Genomic DNA, 15,809 nt, shown 5'->3' with positions numbered 1-15,809 from the left:
GATCCGGCGCTGACGTTACGACGACAGGCGCTGACACGCTGCTGATTTTGCTGGTGGCGGAACCGGGCGCCGCCGTCGCCGGGCTTCGGCGACGGCGGCGGCTGGGAGGTTCAGGCGAGGTTGGACGAGCGGGGGTACGCGTCCGCCGGGTCGGTGAGCACGTTCACCAGGTACGGCACCCCGGCGTCGAAAGCGCGCTGCAGCGCCGGCCCGAGGTCGGCGGCCTTCGCCACCGTCTCGCCGGCCCCGCCGAGCGCGCTCACCACGTGGTCGTAGCGCAGCTCCGGCTGCAGGTCGGCGGCCACGTCGTAGCCGTACATGGCCCGCATCGGGTGCTTCTCCAGCCCCCAGATGCCGTTGTTGCCCACCACGATCACCACCGGCAGCTTCTGGCGGGCCAACGACTCCACGTCCATCAGCGAGAAGCCGGCCGCGCCGTCGCCCATCAGCACACAGATCTGCCGGTTCGGGTGGCTGACCCGGGCCCCCATCGCGTAGCCCATGCCGGTGCCGAGGCAACCGTACGGGCCGGGGTCGAGCCAGGTGCCGGGCTGCGCCGGCTCGAGGTAGCGCCCGGCGTACGAGACGAAGTCGCCGCCGTCGCCGATGGTGATCGCGTCGCGGGCCAGAACCTTGCGCAGCTCGCCGTAGATCCGGGCCGGCCGGATCGGGTCGGTCTCGGCGGCCATCTCCTCGGCGTCGCGGGCCTTGGCGGCGTCCTCCGCGGCGCGCAGGTCGGCGATCCAACCGGTGTGGTCGGCCCGGTCACCGGCGTGGTCGGCCAGCGCGGAAAGGATCAGCCGCAGGTCGCCGGCGGGGGCGGCGGCCGGCTGCACATGCCCGGCGCGCTGGCTGGGCGCGTCGACGATGTGCACCACCTTGGCGTCGCCGAAGTCGCCGAAGCTGAGCCGGAAGTCCAGCGGGGTACCGACCACCACGACCACGTCGGCACCGGAGAGGGCGGCCCGGCGGGCCTTGGCGAAGGCGAGCGGGTGCTCCGGCGGGAGCGAGCCACGGCCCATGCCGTTGGTGAAGACCGGCACCTGCAGCGCCTCGGCCGCCTCGCGCAGCGCGGCCACCGCGTCGCCCGCGTACACGTCTGAGCCGGCGATGATCACCGGCCGCTCGGCGCCGGCGATCAGGCTCGCCGCCCGGGAGACCTCGTCCGGGTCGGGCTCGACCGGTGCGATCCCGGGCACCGTCGGCAGCGCCGCGTCGGAGACGGAGAAGACGGTCTCCAGCGGGAAGTCGAGGAAGACCGGGCCGCGGTGCGGAGTGAGCGCTGCGGTCAGCGCCGCGCTGACCGCGCGCGGGATGTCGTCGGTGCTGAACACCGTCTCGGCGTGCTTCGTGACCGGGGCGACCAGCGGCAGGTGGTCCATCTCCTGAAGGCTGCCCGAGCCCCAGCGGAACGCGGGTGCCCGGCCCCCGAGCACCAGCACCGGGGAGGCGTTGAAGAAGGCGCTGGTCAGGCCGGAGATCCCGTTGGTGACACCCGGACCGGCGGTGAGCACGGCGAGCCCGGGGCGGCGCTGGAGCTTCGCCACCGCCTCTGCCGCGAAGACCGCGGACTGCTCGTGCCGGACGTCGTAGATCGGGAAGTCGCTCTTGTGCGCGGCGTCGTAGAGCGGGAAGACGTGCCCGCCGGAGAGAGTGAACATCTCCCGTACGCCGTAGGCGCGTAGTGCCGCGAGGGCCAGCTCACCGCCGTGACCCTCGATCCGCTCCGTCATCGCTGCTCCCCTTCGTCGCCCGACCGGAGTCACACGCTACTGGCCGGTAGGAAGAATGTGAACACTCTTCAGGTCATCGGGCGGGTCCTCGCCCGACGGTCCGGTCAGCGGCCGGTGAAGTCCGGCTTGCGCTTCTCGACGAAGGCCGCCATGCCCTCGCGCCGGTCGTCGGTGGCGAAGAGCGCGGCGAAGAGCTGACTCTCCCAGGCCAGGCCGGAGTTCAGGTCCATGTCAAGGCCGCCGTCGACCGCGAGCTTCGCCGCGCGCAGCGCCTGAGCCGGCCCCGAGAGGTACGGGCGGAGCAGCTCGACCGCGGTCGAGTAGACCTCGGCGGCCGGGGCGACCCGGTCGGCCAGGCCGATCCGCAGCGCCTCCTGGGCGTCGACCATCCGGCCGGACATGATGAGGTCCTTGGCGCGGGCCGGGCCGACCAGCCGGGCCAGCCGCTGGGTGCCGCCGGCGCCGGGGATGATGCCGAGCTTGATCTCCGGCTGGCCGAGCTTCGCGTCCTCGGCAACCACCCGCCAGTCACAGGCCAGGGCCAGCTCGCAGCCGCCACCGAGGGCGTACCCGGTGATCGCGGCGACCACCGGCTTGGGAATCCGGGCGATCGCGCCGAGCGCGCTGGACAGGTCGGCGGCCCGCTCCGCCATGTCCACGTAGGACATGTCGGTCATCTCCTTGATGTCCGCGCCCGCGGCGAAGACCTTCTCGCCGCCGTACACGATGACGGCGCGGACCTCGGGGTCGGCGGTGGCCGCCGTGGCGGCGGCCCGCAACTCCTCCTGGACCTGGGTGTTGAGCGCGTTCATCGGCGGCCGCTCCAGCCGGATGGTGCCGATACCGTCCTTGGTCTCCAGCCGCACGAACTCGCTCACGCTGCCCTCACTTCCTCGTCGAAGTCGCGTGCCAACCTTACGGCCCGGCTCGTTGGGGTACGTAGTCTGGTATCAGGCCCGGGCCCGGGAGGCCAGCGATGATCACCTACTACGACGACCGATCGGTGCAGGTCACCTCCACCGCCGTCCGGGTGGACGGCCGGACGTTCCCGCTGCGCGAACTCACCATGGTCTGGCACCGGCGCGGCAGCCGCTCCTGGCGGGTGCTCGCCGGGCGCGGCGCGATCGGCGCCGCCCTGGCCGGCCCGCTGGTGGCGGCCGCGTTCGGGGTCGCGCTGGCGCTCTGGCTGGACAGCTCGGTCACCGTCACCACCGCGATCATCGGCGCCTCCGTGCTGGTCGGGCTCGCCGTCGGCCCGCTCGCCGACTTCCTCTTCGAACACCTGGACCGGTCCTACACCCGGGGCAGTCGGCAGTTGGAGATCTGGGCGCGCTGGCGCGGCCAGCCGGTCCGCCTGCTCTGCACCAGCGACGCGCTGCGGTTCGGCCAGATCTACCGGGCGGTGCAGCGGGCGATGGAACACGGGCAGCCCGTGCGGGCGGGCCGCGCCGCCCGTCCCTCGCCAGGTCCGACCGCATCGCGCGCCCGCGACCGGCGCGACTAGAACCGGATCGGCTCGTCGGGCAGCATGCTGAGGCCGCGCAGCAGTCCGTAGAGATCCTGCTCGCCCCAGAACTGCACGATCACCCCTCCGGCCAGCCGGTACATCTTGCAGGCGCTCTGCACCGCTGTCGCACCGGTGGCGTCCCGCCGGTAGGTCTGCGCCAGTGCCACGGTGACCCGGTCACCGGCCGGGAAGATCTCCAGGATCTGCTGGTCGAGCACGGTCAGACCAGGCGACATGACCGCCTGCTCGACGAAGCGCCGTCCGCGCACCGCGGCGCCCGATCCGTAGATCTGCACATCCGCCGCGACCACCGCGCGCAGCTCGGCCAGGTCCCTGCTGACGAAGGTCCGCAGGTAGCGGCGGACCACCTCCACGTTGCGCTCCAGCTCCGTCACCCGCGCGACGCTACCGGCCGCACAGCGGACCCGGCCGCACAGCGGACCCGGCCGCACAGCGGACCCGGCCGCACAGCGGACCCGGCCGCACAGCGGAGGCTGTCGCGCAGCGGAGGCTGTCGAGCAGCGGAGGCTGTCGAACTGCTCCAGATATGAACAACAAAGCCCGCGTCAGGCCCCGTCGGGTTCAAATCTCGCCGGCCCGGCGGTTCAAATATGGAGCAGTTCGACAGCGTCGCGGACAAGGCACCGGCACCGACGGCGCGGCTTGTCGGGGCGTGCTTAAGCTGAGTGATGACGGTCTATTACCGGGACGACGTGGTGCAGGTGACCTCCGAGTCGATCCGGGTGGGCGGGCACCTGGTGGCGCTCGCCGACGTGACATTCGTCTGGCACGCCCGGGGACGGGCGACCATCGGCGTACGGGGGCGGGTGCTCGGCCGCGGCGTCCTGGTCCTGTTGCTGTCGCTGCCGCCGCTGGTGGCGCTGGTCTGCGTCGTCTCGCTGGCCTGGTCGGCGCAGGATCGCGGCGAGTGGCGGCTCGCGCTGGTCATCCTGGTCGGCTGCGCGGTCGGCGCGCTCGCCCTGACCCCGTTCCTGGAGTTGCCGCTGGGCTGGCTGGACCGCTCCTACGAGCGCGGCAACCAGGTGCACGAGCTCTGGGTGCAGCACCACGGCCGCGAGGAACTGCTGCTGCGGATCCCGGACGCGTTGCGGTTCGGGCAGATCTACCGGGCGGTGCAGCGCGCCGTCGAGCAGCACACCGACCGGCGCTGAGCGGCGCGGGCCCGGGGCACGCCACCTCGACGCCGCAGGGTGCGGCGACCCGGCCGACAGGCGGTGCGAGCGTCGGCGACGCACACTGGGTGCCATGGCGATTCCCCTCCCCCGGCCGGCCGCCGTCGTCGGTCTCACCCGTTCCGCCGTCGACCAGGCCCTCGGCACGGCCGCCTCGTTCGCGGCCGTGCCCGCCCGCGCGTTCGCGGTGCTGGACGACGTGGAGGCGTTGCTGGGGCGGATCAACGCGGTGGTGGACCGGATCGAGCAGACCCTGGACCGCACCGACCGGGTGCTCACCGACGCCGAGAAGGCCGTGCGGGAGGTCGAGGTGATCAGCGCCGCCGCGACCACCGCGATCGAGACCGCCACCGAGGTCGCCACCGCCGCCGCGGTGGTGGTCGGCGAGGCGGAGCGGGTGTCCCGGCGGGCCGGCACGGTGGTCGCCGAGGCGGATTCGGTGGCCGGTCGGGCGGCGGTCACGGTCGGCACCGCGACGGAGGCGGCGGCCACCGCGGCTGAGCTGCTGACGGCGTACGAGCCGGCGCTGCGTCGGGCGGCGCCGATGGCGGCCCGCTTCGTCGAGCAGCTCAGCCACGAGGAGGTGACCGCGGCGATCCGGCTCATCGACGAGCTGCCGAAGCTGCGGGAACACCTCACGGCCGACGTCCTGCCGATCCTGGCCACTCTGGACCGGGTCGGCCCCGACCTGCACGACCTGCTCGACGTCACCCGTGATCTGAAGCTCGCCGTCGCCGGTATTCCCGGGCTTGGCATGCTGCGCCGGCGGGGCGAGAAGCTCTCCGACGAGGACGCCGACCAGAGAGGCTCCGTCAGCAGTCGCAGCTGATCGTCGACCGGGGCGCGGTCAGGTCGTCGACCGGGCGGCGGGTCAGCCCGCTCCCGGTCACCACCGGCAGCCCTTCGCGGACCCAGTACTCGTAGCCGCCGAGCATCTCCTTGACCGGGTGGCCGAGCTGGGCGAACTCCAGGGCCGCCCGGGTGGCGCCGTTGCAACCCGGTCCCCAGCAGTAGGTGACCACCGCGGAACCGGGCGGCACCAGCTCGGCCGCCCGGGTGGCGATCTCGGCGGTCGGCAGGTGCACCGCGCCCGGCAGGTGGCCCTGCGCCCAGGCGGCGGCGCCCCGCGAGTCGACCACCACCAGGCCGGGCACTGCGGCACTCAGGTCGGCGTGCACGTCACTGACGTCGGTCTCGAAGCTGAGCCGGGCGCGGAAGTGGGCGGCGGCGGACGCGGGGTCGGCCGCCGCGACGGCGAAGGTGTTCGTCATGAACCGATCCTGCGCGTCGCCGGCGGGCGGGACGAGTGGCGGGAACGACGTCCTGCGCTAACATCCCGCCATGGTCCAGTCGGTCGCCGCGCCTCGGCCGCGTTCCCGGCCCGGCGCCCACGCGGCAGTCGAGCGGACCGTCGCGGTGCTCGCGTACCCGGGGATGTCGGTCTTCGAGACCGGCATCGTCACCGAGGTCTTCGGCCTGCCCCGGCCCGAGTTCGACGTCGACTGGTACGACCTCACGGTCTGCGCGGAGCGGCCCGGCCCGGTGCCGGTGGTCGGCGGCGCGAGCCTGCACACCCCGTACGGCCTGGACGTGCTGGCCGCCGCGCGGACGGTGATCGTTCCGGGGGTGCCGGACGTGACCGCGGAGCCGTCGCCAGAACTGGTCACCGCGCTGCGGCGGGCGCACCGGCGCGGCGCCCGGGTCATGTCCATCTGCTCGGGCGCGTTCGCGCTGGCCGGCGCCGGCCTGCTCGACGGCCGGCGGGCCACCACCCACTGGCAGTACGCGGAGCTGCTGGCCCGCCGGTATCCCCGCGTCGAGGTGGATCCGGACGTGCTCTACCTCGACGAAGGCGACCTGCTCACCAGCGCCGGCAGCGCGGCGGGCCTGGACCTGTGCGTGCACCTGGTCCGGCGCGACCACGGCGCGGCCATCGCCAACGCGGTGGCCCGCCGGCTGGTGATCCCGCCGCACCGCGACGGCGGGCAGGCCCAGTTCGTCGAGGCGCCGGTGCCCGCCGACCCGGACGACGACCGGATCGCCGGCAGCATCGCCTGGGCGCTGGCCCGTCTCGCCGAGCCGCTGACCGTGGCCCGGCTGGCCGGGCAGGCACACATGTCGACCCGCACCTACCTGCGGCAGTTCGCCCGGGCCACCGGGACCAGCCCGATCCGGTGGCTGATCGGGCAGCGGGTGCGGGCCAGCCTGACGCTGCTGGAGACGACCGACGTGCCGATCGAGGAGATCGCCGGCATGGTCGGCTTCGACTCGCCGGTCACCTACCGCCACCACTTCGGTCGGGCCATGCGCACCTCGCCGTCGGCGTACCGGCGGGCGTTCCGTACCGGCTCGACGGCCGGGCGTCAGTTCGGGGCGTAGAGGCCGGCCGCCGCCTGTTGGGTCGGGCGGGATGCGGGAGCGGCGCGGCCTCAGGCGGCGCGGGCGGTGTACCGGTCGCCGGAGCGCTCGACCACCAGCGGCAGGCCGAAGGTCTTGGAGAGGTTGTCGCCGGTGAGGGTGTCCCGGAGCAGCCCCTGGGCCACCACCGCCCCCTCGCGCAGCAGCAGCGCGTGGGTGAAGCCGGGTGGGATCTCCTCGACGTGGTGGGTGACCAGCACCAACGCCGGCGCGTCCGGGTCGTGGGCCAGCTCGGCCAGCCGGGCGACCAGGTCCTCGCGCCCGCCCAGGTCGAGCCCGGCCGCCGGCTCGTCGAGCAGCAGCAGCTCCGGGTCGGTCATCAGGGCCCGGGCGATCTGCACCCGCTTGCGCTCCCCCTCGGAGAGGGTGCCGTACCGGCGGTCGGCGAGCCCGCCGATGCCGAGCTGCCCGAGCAGCGCGCGGGCGCGGGCCTCGTCCGAGCGGTCGTAGCTCTCCCGCCAACGGCCCACCACCGACCACGCGGCGGTGACCACCACGTCGGCGACCCGCTCCTCGGCCGGCACCCGCTCGGCCAGCGCGGCGGTGGAGAGCCCGATGCGGGTACGCAGCTCGTTGATGTCCGTCCGGCCGATCCGCTCACCCAGCACGTGCGCGGTGCCGGTGGTCGGGTGCAGCCGGCCGGCGGCGAGGTTGAGCAGGGTCGTCTTGCCGGCCCCGTTCGGCCCGAGCACCACCCAGCGCTCGTCCAGCTCGACCCGCCAGTGCATGTCGTGCAGCAGCGCGGTGCCGGAGCGACGTACGCCGACACCGTCGAGGCTGACCACCAGATCCGCGTCCACGGGGGTGGCGGCGGGGGCGGCGCCGGCGGCGCCGGGGATCAGGTCACCAGTCACCCGCCCATCCAACCACGCAGCGCGTCGGTGCCCCCCACGGGCGGCATGCCCGCCATAGGGTGGGGCGCCGTGTCGTTGGTCACCACACCCGGAGGACGGTCCATGCCCGGTCCGAGCAGGGAGCCGCGCGGATGAGCGCGGTCATCGAGATCGAGGGTCTGCGCAAGACCTTCCACAGTGTGCGGCACGGCCGCCGGGTCGCGGTCGACGGCTTCGACCTGCTGGTCGAGGCCGGCCAGGTGCACGGCTTCCTCGGCCCGAACGGGTCGGGCAAGACCACCACCCTGCGTGCGCTGCTCGGGCTGGTCCGTCCGGACAGCGGGCGGATGAGCGTGCTCGGCGCCCCGTCGCCCGCACAGCTGCCCCAGGTCGCCGGCCGGGTCGGGGCGATCGTGGAGAGCCCGCAGTTCTTCGGCAACTTCACCGGCCACCGCACTCTGCGTCTGCTCGCCCGGGCCGGCGGCGTGCCGGTCGGCCGGGTGGACGAGGTGCTGGAGCAGGTCGGCCTGCTCGAGCGGGGCGGCGATCGGGTGAAGGGCTACTCGCTCGGCATGAAGCAGCTGCTGGCCGTCGCGTCGGCGCTGCTGAAGGATCCGGAGCTGCTCATCCTCGACGAGCCGGCAAACGGGTTGGACCCGGCGGGTATCCGGGAGATGCGGGACCTGATGCGGTCACTGGCCGCGGCCGGAGTGACCGTGCTGGTCTCCAGCCACATCCTCGGCGAGATCCAGCTGATCTGCGACCACGTCACGATCATCTCTCAGGGTCGTCGGGTGGCGGCGGGTCGGGTGGACGAGGTGCTCGCCGGCTTCGACCAGCACGAGTTCCTGGTCCGGGTGGCCGAGCCGGAGCGGGCGGCGGAGCTGCTGCGCGAGGCCGGGCTGCCGGTCGCCGCGCACCCCGAGCATCTGGTTGTCGGCCAGGTCACCGACGCGAGCGTGCTCAGCCGGGTGCTCGGCGAGCAGGGTCTCTGGGTGACCGAGCTGACTCCGCTGCGGCCCGACCTGGAGAGCGTCTTCCTGGAACTGACCGGCGAGGGCTCGCATCTGGCGCTGCCCCGCCAGGTCGACGGTTCGGCGCTGCCCGACGCGCCGCCGCCGGTGGACGGGCTGATCGACCTGGACGCCGAGGCCGGCGCGGGCAGAGGAGGCAACGCGTGAACCTGGTCCGTGCCGAGCTGGAGCGGCTGGGCGCCCGCCGCTTCGTGCAGCTGATGATGGTCCTGCTGGTGCTGGCGTTCGGCGTCACCGCGGCGACCACCCTGGCCGGGTCGCACCGGCCCACCGCGAGCGAACTCTCCGAGGCCCGCAGCCAGGCCGCCCAGGCGCGGCAGCAACTGGAACTCACCTACCAGCGCTGCGTGGACCAGGTGAACGGCACCCTGGCGCCCGGCGTGGAGCGCGAGTACTTCCCGGAGAACTGCAGCGAACTCGACCCGGGGCGGATGGAGCGGTTGCCGGTGGCGAGCGACTTCCTCACCGGGGTCTTCAGTTTCGACCAGCAGGCCCGGCCGCTGCTCTACTTCCTGATCGCCTTCCTGGTGCTGTTCGGGTTCCTGGTCGGCGCCTCCTACATCGGCGCGGACCTCAACTCGGGCGGGGTGGTCAACCTGCTGCTCTGGCGGCCTCGCCGGTTGACGGTGCTCGGCGCGAAGCTGGGCACGCTGCTCGGTGCGGTGCTGGTGCTGTCGCTGCTCGCCTCGGCGGCCTATCTCGCCACGTTCTGGGTCATCGGGCAGACCGCCGGGTTGCCGGGCCGGCTGGACGGTGAGTTCTGGCGGGGGCTCGGCGCGATCCACGGCCGCGGCATGGTGCTGGTGCTGCTCGCCAGCACGCTCGGCTTCGCGCTCGCCACGCTGGGCCGGCACACCTCCGCCGCGCTCGGCGCGGCCGCGGCGTACGCGGTGGTCTGGGAACTCGGCGCGCGGCTGGTGCTGGAGATCGTCGACGCGGCCCGCCCGGACCAGCTCATGCTCTCCAGCCACATCGGTGCCTGGCTCAGCGGCGAGGCCCGGTTCTGGGACGCCCGGGCCTGCATCAACAGCGGCACCGGTTTCTGCGACGGTTCGTACACCCTGACCTGGGCCCCGGCCCTGGCCGTGCTGCTCGGGTTGACGGCGGTGCTGGCGGTGGCGGCATTCACCACGTTCCGCCGCCGAGACCTGATCTGAGCTGCGGCGAAGCCCGGCCCGGGCGCGGCGGCGACGCCTTGCAGCGCCCGGGCCGATGGTGAAGAATTCCTTCGCATGACGGATCGCGGCGCGACCCCACCCGCAGGGGTGGGGTCGGCGCTCGGGTCCGGCTGGCGGGGGCGCGCCGGGTGGGCCGGGGCCGGGTTCTTCCGGTCCCCCCGGAGCGGGTCAGCCGACGGTGGAGCCGAAGACCTCGTCGCGGACGGCGTTCAGGGCCGTGCGCAGCGCGCCCCGCAGGATCGGCTCCTCGGTCAGCCCGGTCGGCACCACCCGGGGCCGGACCAGCGTGATCGCCGCGACCTCTCGCTGCACCCGCTCGGCCAGCGCCGCGCCGCCCGCCTGGCCCACCTCGCCGGCGAGCACCACCAGCGGCGGGTCGAGCACCACGCAGGTGCTCGCCACACCGAGCGCCAACCGGCGGGCCACCTCGTCCAGCATGGGGCCGCCGGCGGCGCCGGCCTCGACCGCCGCCCGTACCGCGTCGGCGGTGTCCCGTTCGCGGAAGCCGTGCTCGCGGGCCACGGCGCGGACCGCGTCCGCACCGGCCACCTGCTGGAACGCCGGCTTGGCCCGGCGCGAGACGTCACGCGGAATGGGAGCGCCGGGCACCGGCAGGTAGCCGATCTCGCCTGCCGCGCCGCTGCTGCCGTGATGCAGCCGCCCGCCGAGCATGATCGCCAGACCGACGCCCGCGCCGACCCAGACCAGCACGAAGTCGGAGACCCCCTGGGCGGCGCCGGACTGCGCCTCGGCGACCGCGGCGAGGTTCACGTCGTTCTCGAAGACCACCGGGGTGTGCAGGTCCTCGCGCAGCGCGGCGAGCAGGCCGCTGTGCCAGCGCGGCAGGTTGAAGGCGAAGGTGATGTCGCCGGTGCCCGGGTCGACCAGGCCCGGCGTGCCGAGCACGATTCGCCGCACGCTGGACAGCTGCGCCTGAGCGCTGCTCGCCGCCTGGACCACCGCGTTGTGCACCACGCCCACCGGATCGTCGGTGTCCCGGGTCGACTGCTCCACCCGGCCGATCACCGCGCCGGTGATGTCCGCGCAGGCGGCCACCACCCGGTCCGGGCCGACGTCCACGCCGACGACATGCGCGCTGCCCGGTCGTACGGCGTAGAGCTGGGCGTTCGGCCCTCGCCCGCCGGCCTGCTCGCCGACCCGGGTGACCAGGCCGCGCTCCTCCAGCCGCTCGACGAGCTGCGACGCGGTCACCTTGGAGAGCCCGGTCAGCTCGCCGAGCCGGGCCCGGGTCAGTGGCCCCCGCTCGAGCAGCAGTTCCAGCGCCGCTCGGTCGTTGAGCGCCCGCAACAGGCGGGGGGTGCCGGGCAGCCGGGTCGCACTCATGCCACGTCCTCTAGATTTAGTAAACTTTGCTAACTGTAAACCTACCTGCGAACGGGTAGCCGTAGCGTATCGGCCACCCGGACCGGCAGTACTCGGACGACCCGGCAGCGCTGCACGACCGGGACGGCCGGGACCGGGTACGACATCCGTGCCGATTCGGCACCGAAAGGGGAGATCACGTGGGGCTGGATCCAGGACTGCGCCGGCTCGCGCTGGGCACGCTGCTGGCCGCGTACCCGGGGCCGGTGCCGCCGGACTGGGCGGTCGACCTGGTTGCCGAGGGTCTCGCCGGGCACACCCTGTTCGGCACCAACGTGCACGACCCGGCGCAGGTGGCGGCGAGTACCGCCGCGCTGCGGGTCGGCCGGGCCGACGTGCTGATCGCCATCGACGAGGAGGGCGGCGACGTCACCCGGCTGGCGCACGCCACCGGCAGCCCCTACCCCGGCAACGCCGCGCTCGGCGCGATCGGCGACGTGGCTCTCACCCGCCGGGTCTACGAGGCGATCGGCACCGAGCTGGCCGGGCTCGGCATCACGGTGAACCTCGCCCCGACGGTCGACGTGAACACCGCCGACGAGAACCCGGTGATCGGCACCCGTTCCTTCGGCGCGGACCCGGTCCGGGTCGCCGCGCACTCCGCCGCCGCGGTGGCCGGGCTTCAGGCGAGCGGCGTCGCGGCCTGCGCCAAGCACTTCCCCGGGCACGGCGCCACGGTCGCCGACTCACACCACGAACTGCCCACCGTGGACGTTCCACTCGACGTGCTGCGCCGACGGGATCTGCCGCCGTTCGCCGCCGTGGTCGCGGCCGGCGCCCAGGCCGTGATGACCGCGCACATCCGGGTGCCGGCACTGACCGGCGACGGCCCGGCCACCTTCAGCCGGGCGGTCCTGGTCGACCTGCTCCGCACCGAGTACGGCTTCACCGGCGCCGTGATCACCGATGCGCTGGAGATGAAGGGCGCCTCCGTCGCCGCCGGCGGCGTCGGGCCGGCCGCCGTCCGGGCCCTCGCCGCCGGCGCGGACCTGCTCTGCATCGGCGCCGCGGTCGACGCCGAGCTGGTGGAGCACGTCGCCGCCGAGATCGCGGACGCGCTCGGCGACGGGCGGCTGGACTCCGCCCGCGTCGAGGAGGCGGCCGGGCGCGCCGCCACGCTCGCCGCCTGGACCCGGGCCGCCGGCCGCGAGCCGACCGGCGGCGGCACCGACCTCGGGTACGCGGCGGCGCGACGCGCCGTGAAGATCGACGGCGTGCTCACCGATTTGAACCGGCCGCTGGTGGTGCAGCTGCACGCCGCCTCGACCATCGCCGAGGGCCGGGTGCCCTGGGGGCTCGGCCCGCACCTGGCCGACGCGGAGGAGATCCGGGTGGTGGCCGCCGAGACCGACCCGGCGAGCCTGCGCCAGCGCGCCGGGGACCGGCCGATCGTGCTGGTCGGCCGGCACCTGCACCGACTGCCCGGCGGCCCGGAGCTGGTCGCGGCGCTGGCCGCCGAGCACCCGGTGACGGTGGTGGAGATGGGCTGGCCGGCACGGTGGCGTCCGGTGGGCGTCCGCGCCTTCGTCACCACGTACGGGGCGAGCCACGCCAACGGCCGCGCCGCGGCCGAGGCGCTCGGCCTGGCCGGCTGAGCAGTCGCCGACCACACCCCACGGGTCACCCGCTTCGTGGGGCGTGGTCGGCCGGGGCCGGGGTAATGGGCGGCATGACCGCGACCGAACCCTGGCTCCGGGCCCTGGCCGACCTGCAACTGCGGTCGCACCGGCTGCTGCCGGACGACCTGCCGATGGTGGTCGACGCCGTGCTCCGGCCGCTCGGGGTCACGTCGACCATCTACCTGGTCGACGCCGAGCAGTGCGACCTGCGCCCGTTGCCGACACCGGGCCGGCCGACGCCGGCTCCGCTGCCGATCGACGTGAGCCTCGCCGGGCGTGCCTTCACCCAGGTCGAGGTGCACGCCGGCCAGGGGCCACCGCCCCGGCTCTGGGTGCCGGTGGTCGACGGCACCGACCGGCTGGGGCTGCTGGAGATCGTCCCGCCGCCGGGAGTTGACCTCGACGACGCGGCGCTGCGGGGCGGCTGCCGACTGGTCGCCGGGCTGATCGGGCATCTGATCACCAGCAAGTCCAGCTACGGCGACGGCCTGCAACGGGCCCGCCGCAGTCAACGGATGGAGGTCTCCGCAGAGCTGCTCTGGCAGCTGCTGCCGCCGCTCACCTTCGCCACTCCCGACGCGACGATCAGCGCGCTGCTCGAACCCTCCTACGAGGTCGGCGGGGACGCCTTCGACTACGCCCTGAACGGAAACACGGTCACGCTGGCCATCCTCGACGGGGTCGGGCACGGCCTGCCGGCGGTGCTGACCACCTCGGTCGCGCTGGCCGCGATGCGGGCCGCCCGGCGGGCCGGCAGCGACCTGGCCGGGCTGGCCCGGGCGGTGGACGCCGCGATCCTCAGCCAGTGGCGGGACGCCCGCTTCGTCACCGCGGTGCTCGCCGAGTTCGACACCGGCACCGGCCTACTGCGCTACCTCAACGCCGGGCATCCTCCGCCGCTGCTGCTGCGCGGCGGCCGCACGGTGCAGGCCCTGACGGAGGGCCGACGGCTCCCGCTCGGCCTGCCGAACGACCGGATCGAGGCGGCCCGGACCAGGTTGGAGCCCGACGACCGGCTGCTGCTGTACACCGACGGGGTGACCGAGGCGCGAAACGACGCGGGCGAGCTGTTCGGCCTCGGCCGGCTCGCCGATCTCGCGGAGCGGCACATCAGCTCCGGTCTGCCCACCCCGGAGACGCTACGTCGGCTCAGCCACGCGGTGATCGAGCACCAGGACGGCCGGCTGCGCGACGACACCACCCTGCTGCTGGTCGAGTGGTCACCGGAAGCGGCGGCGAGAGTGGAGCCGTGACGCTGCGTCCGGCGGTCCGGGTGTCCGACCGGTCACCGGTCGAGGCCCCGGAAACCCTGCCCGGCGGGCCGGGCCGGCCCGTCCGCGCCCAGTCCGAGCAGCGCGCCGACCGAGGTGATGCGAAGCACCCGGGCCACGATGGGCTGCGGGTCGGTCACCCGGAACGTCACGCCGTCGCGGCGCGCGGTGGCCGCGGCGCCGACCAGGACCCGTACGCCGGTGGAGTCGAGGAAACGGACCTCGGTCAGGTCGACGACCAACTCCCGGGTGCCCGGCCGGCTCAGCGCGTCGGCCAGGGCGGCGTCGAGGGTGTCGGCGGTGGCCATGTCGACCTCGCCCACCGGGCGCAGGATCAGCTGCCCCGGTCCCGCGTCGCGCAGGCGCACGTCCATCTGTCGCCCCCGCGGGAAGTCGTCGGTCCGCACGGCCCGACGGCCGGCGCCGTTCGACCATACCGGCAGGTCGCGCCCGACGCTCGGCGCGTCGGCCGATCTCGACGGGTCTCCGGTCCACCACGCAGGTCGACGGCGAGCTGCGCCCGCACCTGCCGGAGCTGCTCTGGCCGGCGTACCTGAAAGTGGCCCTGCACCTGTCGCGACCGGTCGCCGGAGCAGGTCCGGACCCGGCAGGTGCTCGGCCTTGTCCGCACGCTGCGTCACTGACCCCGCCCGGCGCAAGGGCAGCTTCCGTTCCAGGTCAAGTCCACTATTCGACACGCCGAACCGGCAGGGCGCATCTTGCCCCGGGTCAGTTCGATACGTAGCGTGATCGGCGGGAGTAGCGACCGGACGCACCCGCCGCCGGGCGCTCGCACGGGGACCTGGGGGGAGGCTGCGGACCGTGGATCCGGCCCGGGATCCACGGTCCGCGCCCGGCGGTATCGCCCGCCCCCGCGACCGCCCGGCCCTGCCTCAGGCGGGGTAGACCCCGAACGAGCGCCAACCCCGATCCGGGAAGCCGGCAGCCTCCGCGACCCGGGCTGACGCCCGATTGTTCCGCTCGTGCAGGTAGGTCGGCACCGCGCCCTCGTCGAGCACCCGACGGGCCGCCTGGGCGACCAGTCGCCGCGCCAAGCCCCGGCCCCGGGCGGCCGGCACGGTGCCGACGGCCAGTTCGTGACCGTGCGCGTCGTGCCGCTTGATGCCCGCCCCGGCCAGGTACTCACCGCCCGACCCGCGGACCACCAGCACGTCCCGGTCGAAGAGCCGCAGCCAGGCGGGCAGCCCGGGCGAGGTGGGCGGGATCCACTCCCCGACGTCCGGCAGCGGCGCCGGGGCCAGGCTCCAGCGGAACGCGCCGTCGTGGGTGGGCCAGTCGGGCAGGCCGACGGCCGCGGGCAGCGCCGGGATCAGCCGCTCCACCGGGCGTCCGGCGAGCGAGCGGACCGCCACCACCCGATCCGCCGGTACGGAGAGCACGGTGCTGGACGCGTTGCCGACCGCGATCGCGGGCCGCAGCCGGCCGTCCCAGGCCGGTCGGGCACGTCGCTGCGAGCTGACCACGTGCAGCCCCGGGCCAGCCGGCCACTGCCCGAGCCAGGACGCCAGGTGCAGGTGGAGCCGTCGGTCGAGCACGCCACCACCTCCCCTGATCCGCCTCGCCCGGGCCCACCGTCCCGGCCCGACGACCCTTCCCGATCCGCCGCGCCCGCCCGTCCC

The 15,809-nt window shown here is 74.4% G+C and carries 16 protein-coding genes; 8 read left to right on the top strand and 8 right to left on the bottom strand.

Translation table 11 applies throughout. From position 1 onward, the window contains the following. Positions 1 to 110: 110 nt before the first annotated feature. Positions 111 to 1,733 (bottom strand): acetolactate synthase, encoded by a 1,623-nt coding sequence (locus tag ACIP9D_RS11230; protein ID WP_350869432.1) that lies wholly within the window; start codon positions 1,731 to 1,733, stop codon positions 111 to 113. A gap of 104 nt (positions 1,734 to 1,837) precedes the next feature. After that, positions 1,838 to 2,611 carry an enoyl-CoA hydratase-related protein gene (locus tag ACIP9D_RS11225; protein ID WP_350869429.1) on the bottom strand — a complete coding sequence of 258 codons (774 nt, stop codon included), beginning with the start codon at positions 2,609 to 2,611 and terminating at the stop codon, positions 1,838 to 1,840. Between the two features lie 98 nt (positions 2,612 to 2,709). Here ACIP9D_RS11225 and ACIP9D_RS11220 point away from each other — a divergent pair, with 98 nt between their 5' ends. Then, entirely contained in the window at positions 2,710 to 3,237 is a 528-nt protein-coding gene (locus ACIP9D_RS11220; protein ID WP_350869427.1) for a DUF6232 family protein, read from the top strand. Here ACIP9D_RS11220 and ACIP9D_RS11215 read toward each other — a convergent pair. Beyond that, a complete protein-coding gene (locus ACIP9D_RS11215) occupies positions 3,234 to 3,635 on the bottom strand; it encodes a nuclear transport factor 2 family protein (protein ID WP_350869424.1) in 402 nt (133 codons plus the stop codon). The genes ACIP9D_RS11220 and ACIP9D_RS11215 overlap by 4 nt on opposite strands. 294 nt (positions 3,636 to 3,929) lie before the next feature. Here ACIP9D_RS11215 and ACIP9D_RS11210 point away from each other — a divergent pair, with 294 nt between their 5' ends. Beyond that, positions 3,930 to 4,412, top strand: coding sequence for a DUF6232 family protein (locus tag ACIP9D_RS11210; protein ID WP_350869421.1), 483 nt, complete (start codon positions 3,930 to 3,932; stop codon positions 4,410 to 4,412). Positions 4,413 to 4,506: 94 nt separating this feature from the next. Continuing rightward, positions 4,507 to 5,262 (top strand): hypothetical protein, encoded by a 756-nt coding sequence (locus tag ACIP9D_RS11205; protein WP_350869418.1) that lies wholly within the window; start codon positions 4,507 to 4,509, stop codon positions 5,260 to 5,262. Here the strand turns inward: ACIP9D_RS11205 and ACIP9D_RS11200 are convergent. Next, complete coding sequence (locus ACIP9D_RS11200; protein ID WP_350869415.1) at positions 5,246 to 5,704, bottom strand: rhodanese-like domain-containing protein; 459 nt, start codon at positions 5,702 to 5,704, stop codon at positions 5,246 to 5,248. The two genes, ACIP9D_RS11205 and ACIP9D_RS11200, sit on opposite strands and share 17 nt — an antisense overlap. Positions 5,705 to 5,774: 70 nt before the next feature. On the opposite strand from ACIP9D_RS11200, the gene ftrA reads away from it, so the two are divergent. Further along, positions 5,775 to 6,812, top strand: coding sequence for a transcriptional regulator FtrA (gene ftrA / locus ACIP9D_RS11195; protein WP_350869413.1), 1,038 nt, complete (start codon positions 5,775 to 5,777; stop codon positions 6,810 to 6,812). Positions 6,813 to 6,862: 50 nt separating this feature from the next. On the opposite strand, the gene ACIP9D_RS11190 is transcribed toward ftrA, so the two are convergent. Beyond that, entirely contained in the window at positions 6,863 to 7,705 is an 843-nt protein-coding gene (locus ACIP9D_RS11190; protein ID WP_350869410.1) for an ABC transporter ATP-binding protein, read from the bottom strand. A 131-nt stretch (positions 7,706 to 7,836) separates the two neighbouring features. Between ACIP9D_RS11190 and ACIP9D_RS11185 the strand changes: the two genes are divergently transcribed. Both ACIP9D_RS11185 and ACIP9D_RS11180 read left to right on the top strand, forming a co-directional pair. Then, positions 7,837 to 8,865 carry an ABC transporter ATP-binding protein gene (locus ACIP9D_RS11185; RefSeq protein WP_350869408.1) on the top strand — a complete coding sequence of 343 codons (1,029 nt, stop codon included), beginning with the start codon at positions 7,837 to 7,839 and terminating at the stop codon, positions 8,863 to 8,865. Further along, the gene (locus ACIP9D_RS11180) at positions 8,862 to 9,875 is read left to right on the top strand and encodes an ABC transporter permease subunit (RefSeq protein WP_350869405.1); all 1,014 of its coding nucleotides are present in this window, start codon (positions 8,862 to 8,864) and stop codon (positions 9,873 to 9,875) included. Before ACIP9D_RS11185 ends, ACIP9D_RS11180 begins: the two co-directional genes overlap by 4 nt. Positions 9,876 to 10,064: 189 nt before the next feature. Here ACIP9D_RS11180 and ACIP9D_RS11175 read toward each other — a convergent pair whose 3' ends face one another. Continuing rightward, positions 10,065 to 11,240, bottom strand: a complete 1,176-nt coding sequence (locus ACIP9D_RS11175) for an ROK family transcriptional regulator (protein ID WP_350869403.1) — start codon at positions 11,238 to 11,240, stop codon at positions 10,065 to 10,067. A 179-nt stretch (positions 11,241 to 11,419) separates the two neighbouring features. Here ACIP9D_RS11175 and ACIP9D_RS11170 point away from each other — a divergent pair, with 179 nt between their 5' ends. Further along, entirely contained in the window at positions 11,420 to 12,874 is a 1,455-nt protein-coding gene (locus ACIP9D_RS11170) for a glycoside hydrolase family 3 N-terminal domain-containing protein (protein WP_350869400.1), read from the top strand. Positions 12,875 to 12,948: 74 nt separating this feature from the next. Next, complete coding sequence (locus tag ACIP9D_RS11165; protein ID WP_350869398.1) at positions 12,949 to 14,151, top strand: PP2C family protein-serine/threonine phosphatase; 1,203 nt, start codon at positions 12,949 to 12,951, stop codon at positions 14,149 to 14,151. Positions 14,152 to 14,183: 32 nt separating this feature from the next. Here the strand turns inward: ACIP9D_RS11165 and ACIP9D_RS11160 are convergent, their stop codons facing one another. Next, positions 14,184 to 14,543 carry an STAS domain-containing protein gene (locus ACIP9D_RS11160; RefSeq protein WP_350869395.1) on the bottom strand — a complete coding sequence of 120 codons (360 nt, stop codon included), beginning with the start codon at positions 14,541 to 14,543 and terminating at the stop codon, positions 14,184 to 14,186. A 519-nt stretch (positions 14,544 to 15,062) separates the two neighbouring features. After that, entirely contained in the window at positions 15,063 to 15,725 is a 663-nt protein-coding gene (locus ACIP9D_RS11155) for a GNAT family N-acetyltransferase (protein WP_350869392.1), read from the bottom strand. Positions 15,726 to 15,809: the final 84 nt, after the last annotated feature.

This window comes from Micromonospora sp. NPDC093243 (assembly GCF_044753725.1).
Lineage (GTDB): Bacteria > Actinomycetota > Actinomycetes > Mycobacteriales > Micromonosporaceae > Micromonospora.
This window is presented reverse-complemented; position numbering and strand designations above follow the sequence as displayed.

Excerpts from the sequence above, each read along its gene's own strand:
- ACIP9D_RS11230 (WP_350869432.1), bottom strand. The coding sequence starts at position 1,733 with ATGACGGAGCGGATCGAGGGTCACGGCGGTGAGCTGGCCCTCGCGGCA.
- ACIP9D_RS11220 (WP_350869427.1), top strand. The coding sequence starts at position 2,710 with ATGATCACCTACTACGACGACCGATCGGTGCAGGTCACCTCCACCGCC.
- ACIP9D_RS11210 (WP_350869421.1), top strand. The coding sequence starts at position 3,930 with ATGACGGTCTATTACCGGGACGACGTGGTGCAGGTGACCTCCGAGTCG.
- ACIP9D_RS11205 (WP_350869418.1), top strand. The coding sequence starts at position 4,507 with ATGGCGATTCCCCTCCCCCGGCCGGCCGCCGTCGTCGGTCTCACCCGT.
- ACIP9D_RS11200 (WP_350869415.1), bottom strand. The coding sequence starts at position 5,704 with ATGACGAACACCTTCGCCGTCGCGGCGGCCGACCCCGCGTCCGCCGCC.
- ftrA (WP_350869413.1), top strand. The coding sequence starts at position 5,775 with ATGGTCCAGTCGGTCGCCGCGCCTCGGCCGCGTTCCCGGCCCGGCGCC.
- ACIP9D_RS11185 (WP_350869408.1), top strand. The coding sequence starts at position 7,837 with ATGAGCGCGGTCATCGAGATCGAGGGTCTGCGCAAGACCTTCCACAGT.
- ACIP9D_RS11175 (WP_350869403.1), bottom strand. The coding sequence starts at position 11,240 with ATGAGTGCGACCCGGCTGCCCGGCACCCCCCGCCTGTTGCGGGCGCTC.
- ACIP9D_RS11165 (WP_350869398.1), top strand. The coding sequence starts at position 12,949 with ATGACCGCGACCGAACCCTGGCTCCGGGCCCTGGCCGACCTGCAACTG.
- ACIP9D_RS11160 (WP_350869395.1), bottom strand. The coding sequence starts at position 14,543 with ATGGACGTGCGCCTGCGCGACGCGGGACCGGGGCAGCTGATCCTGCGC.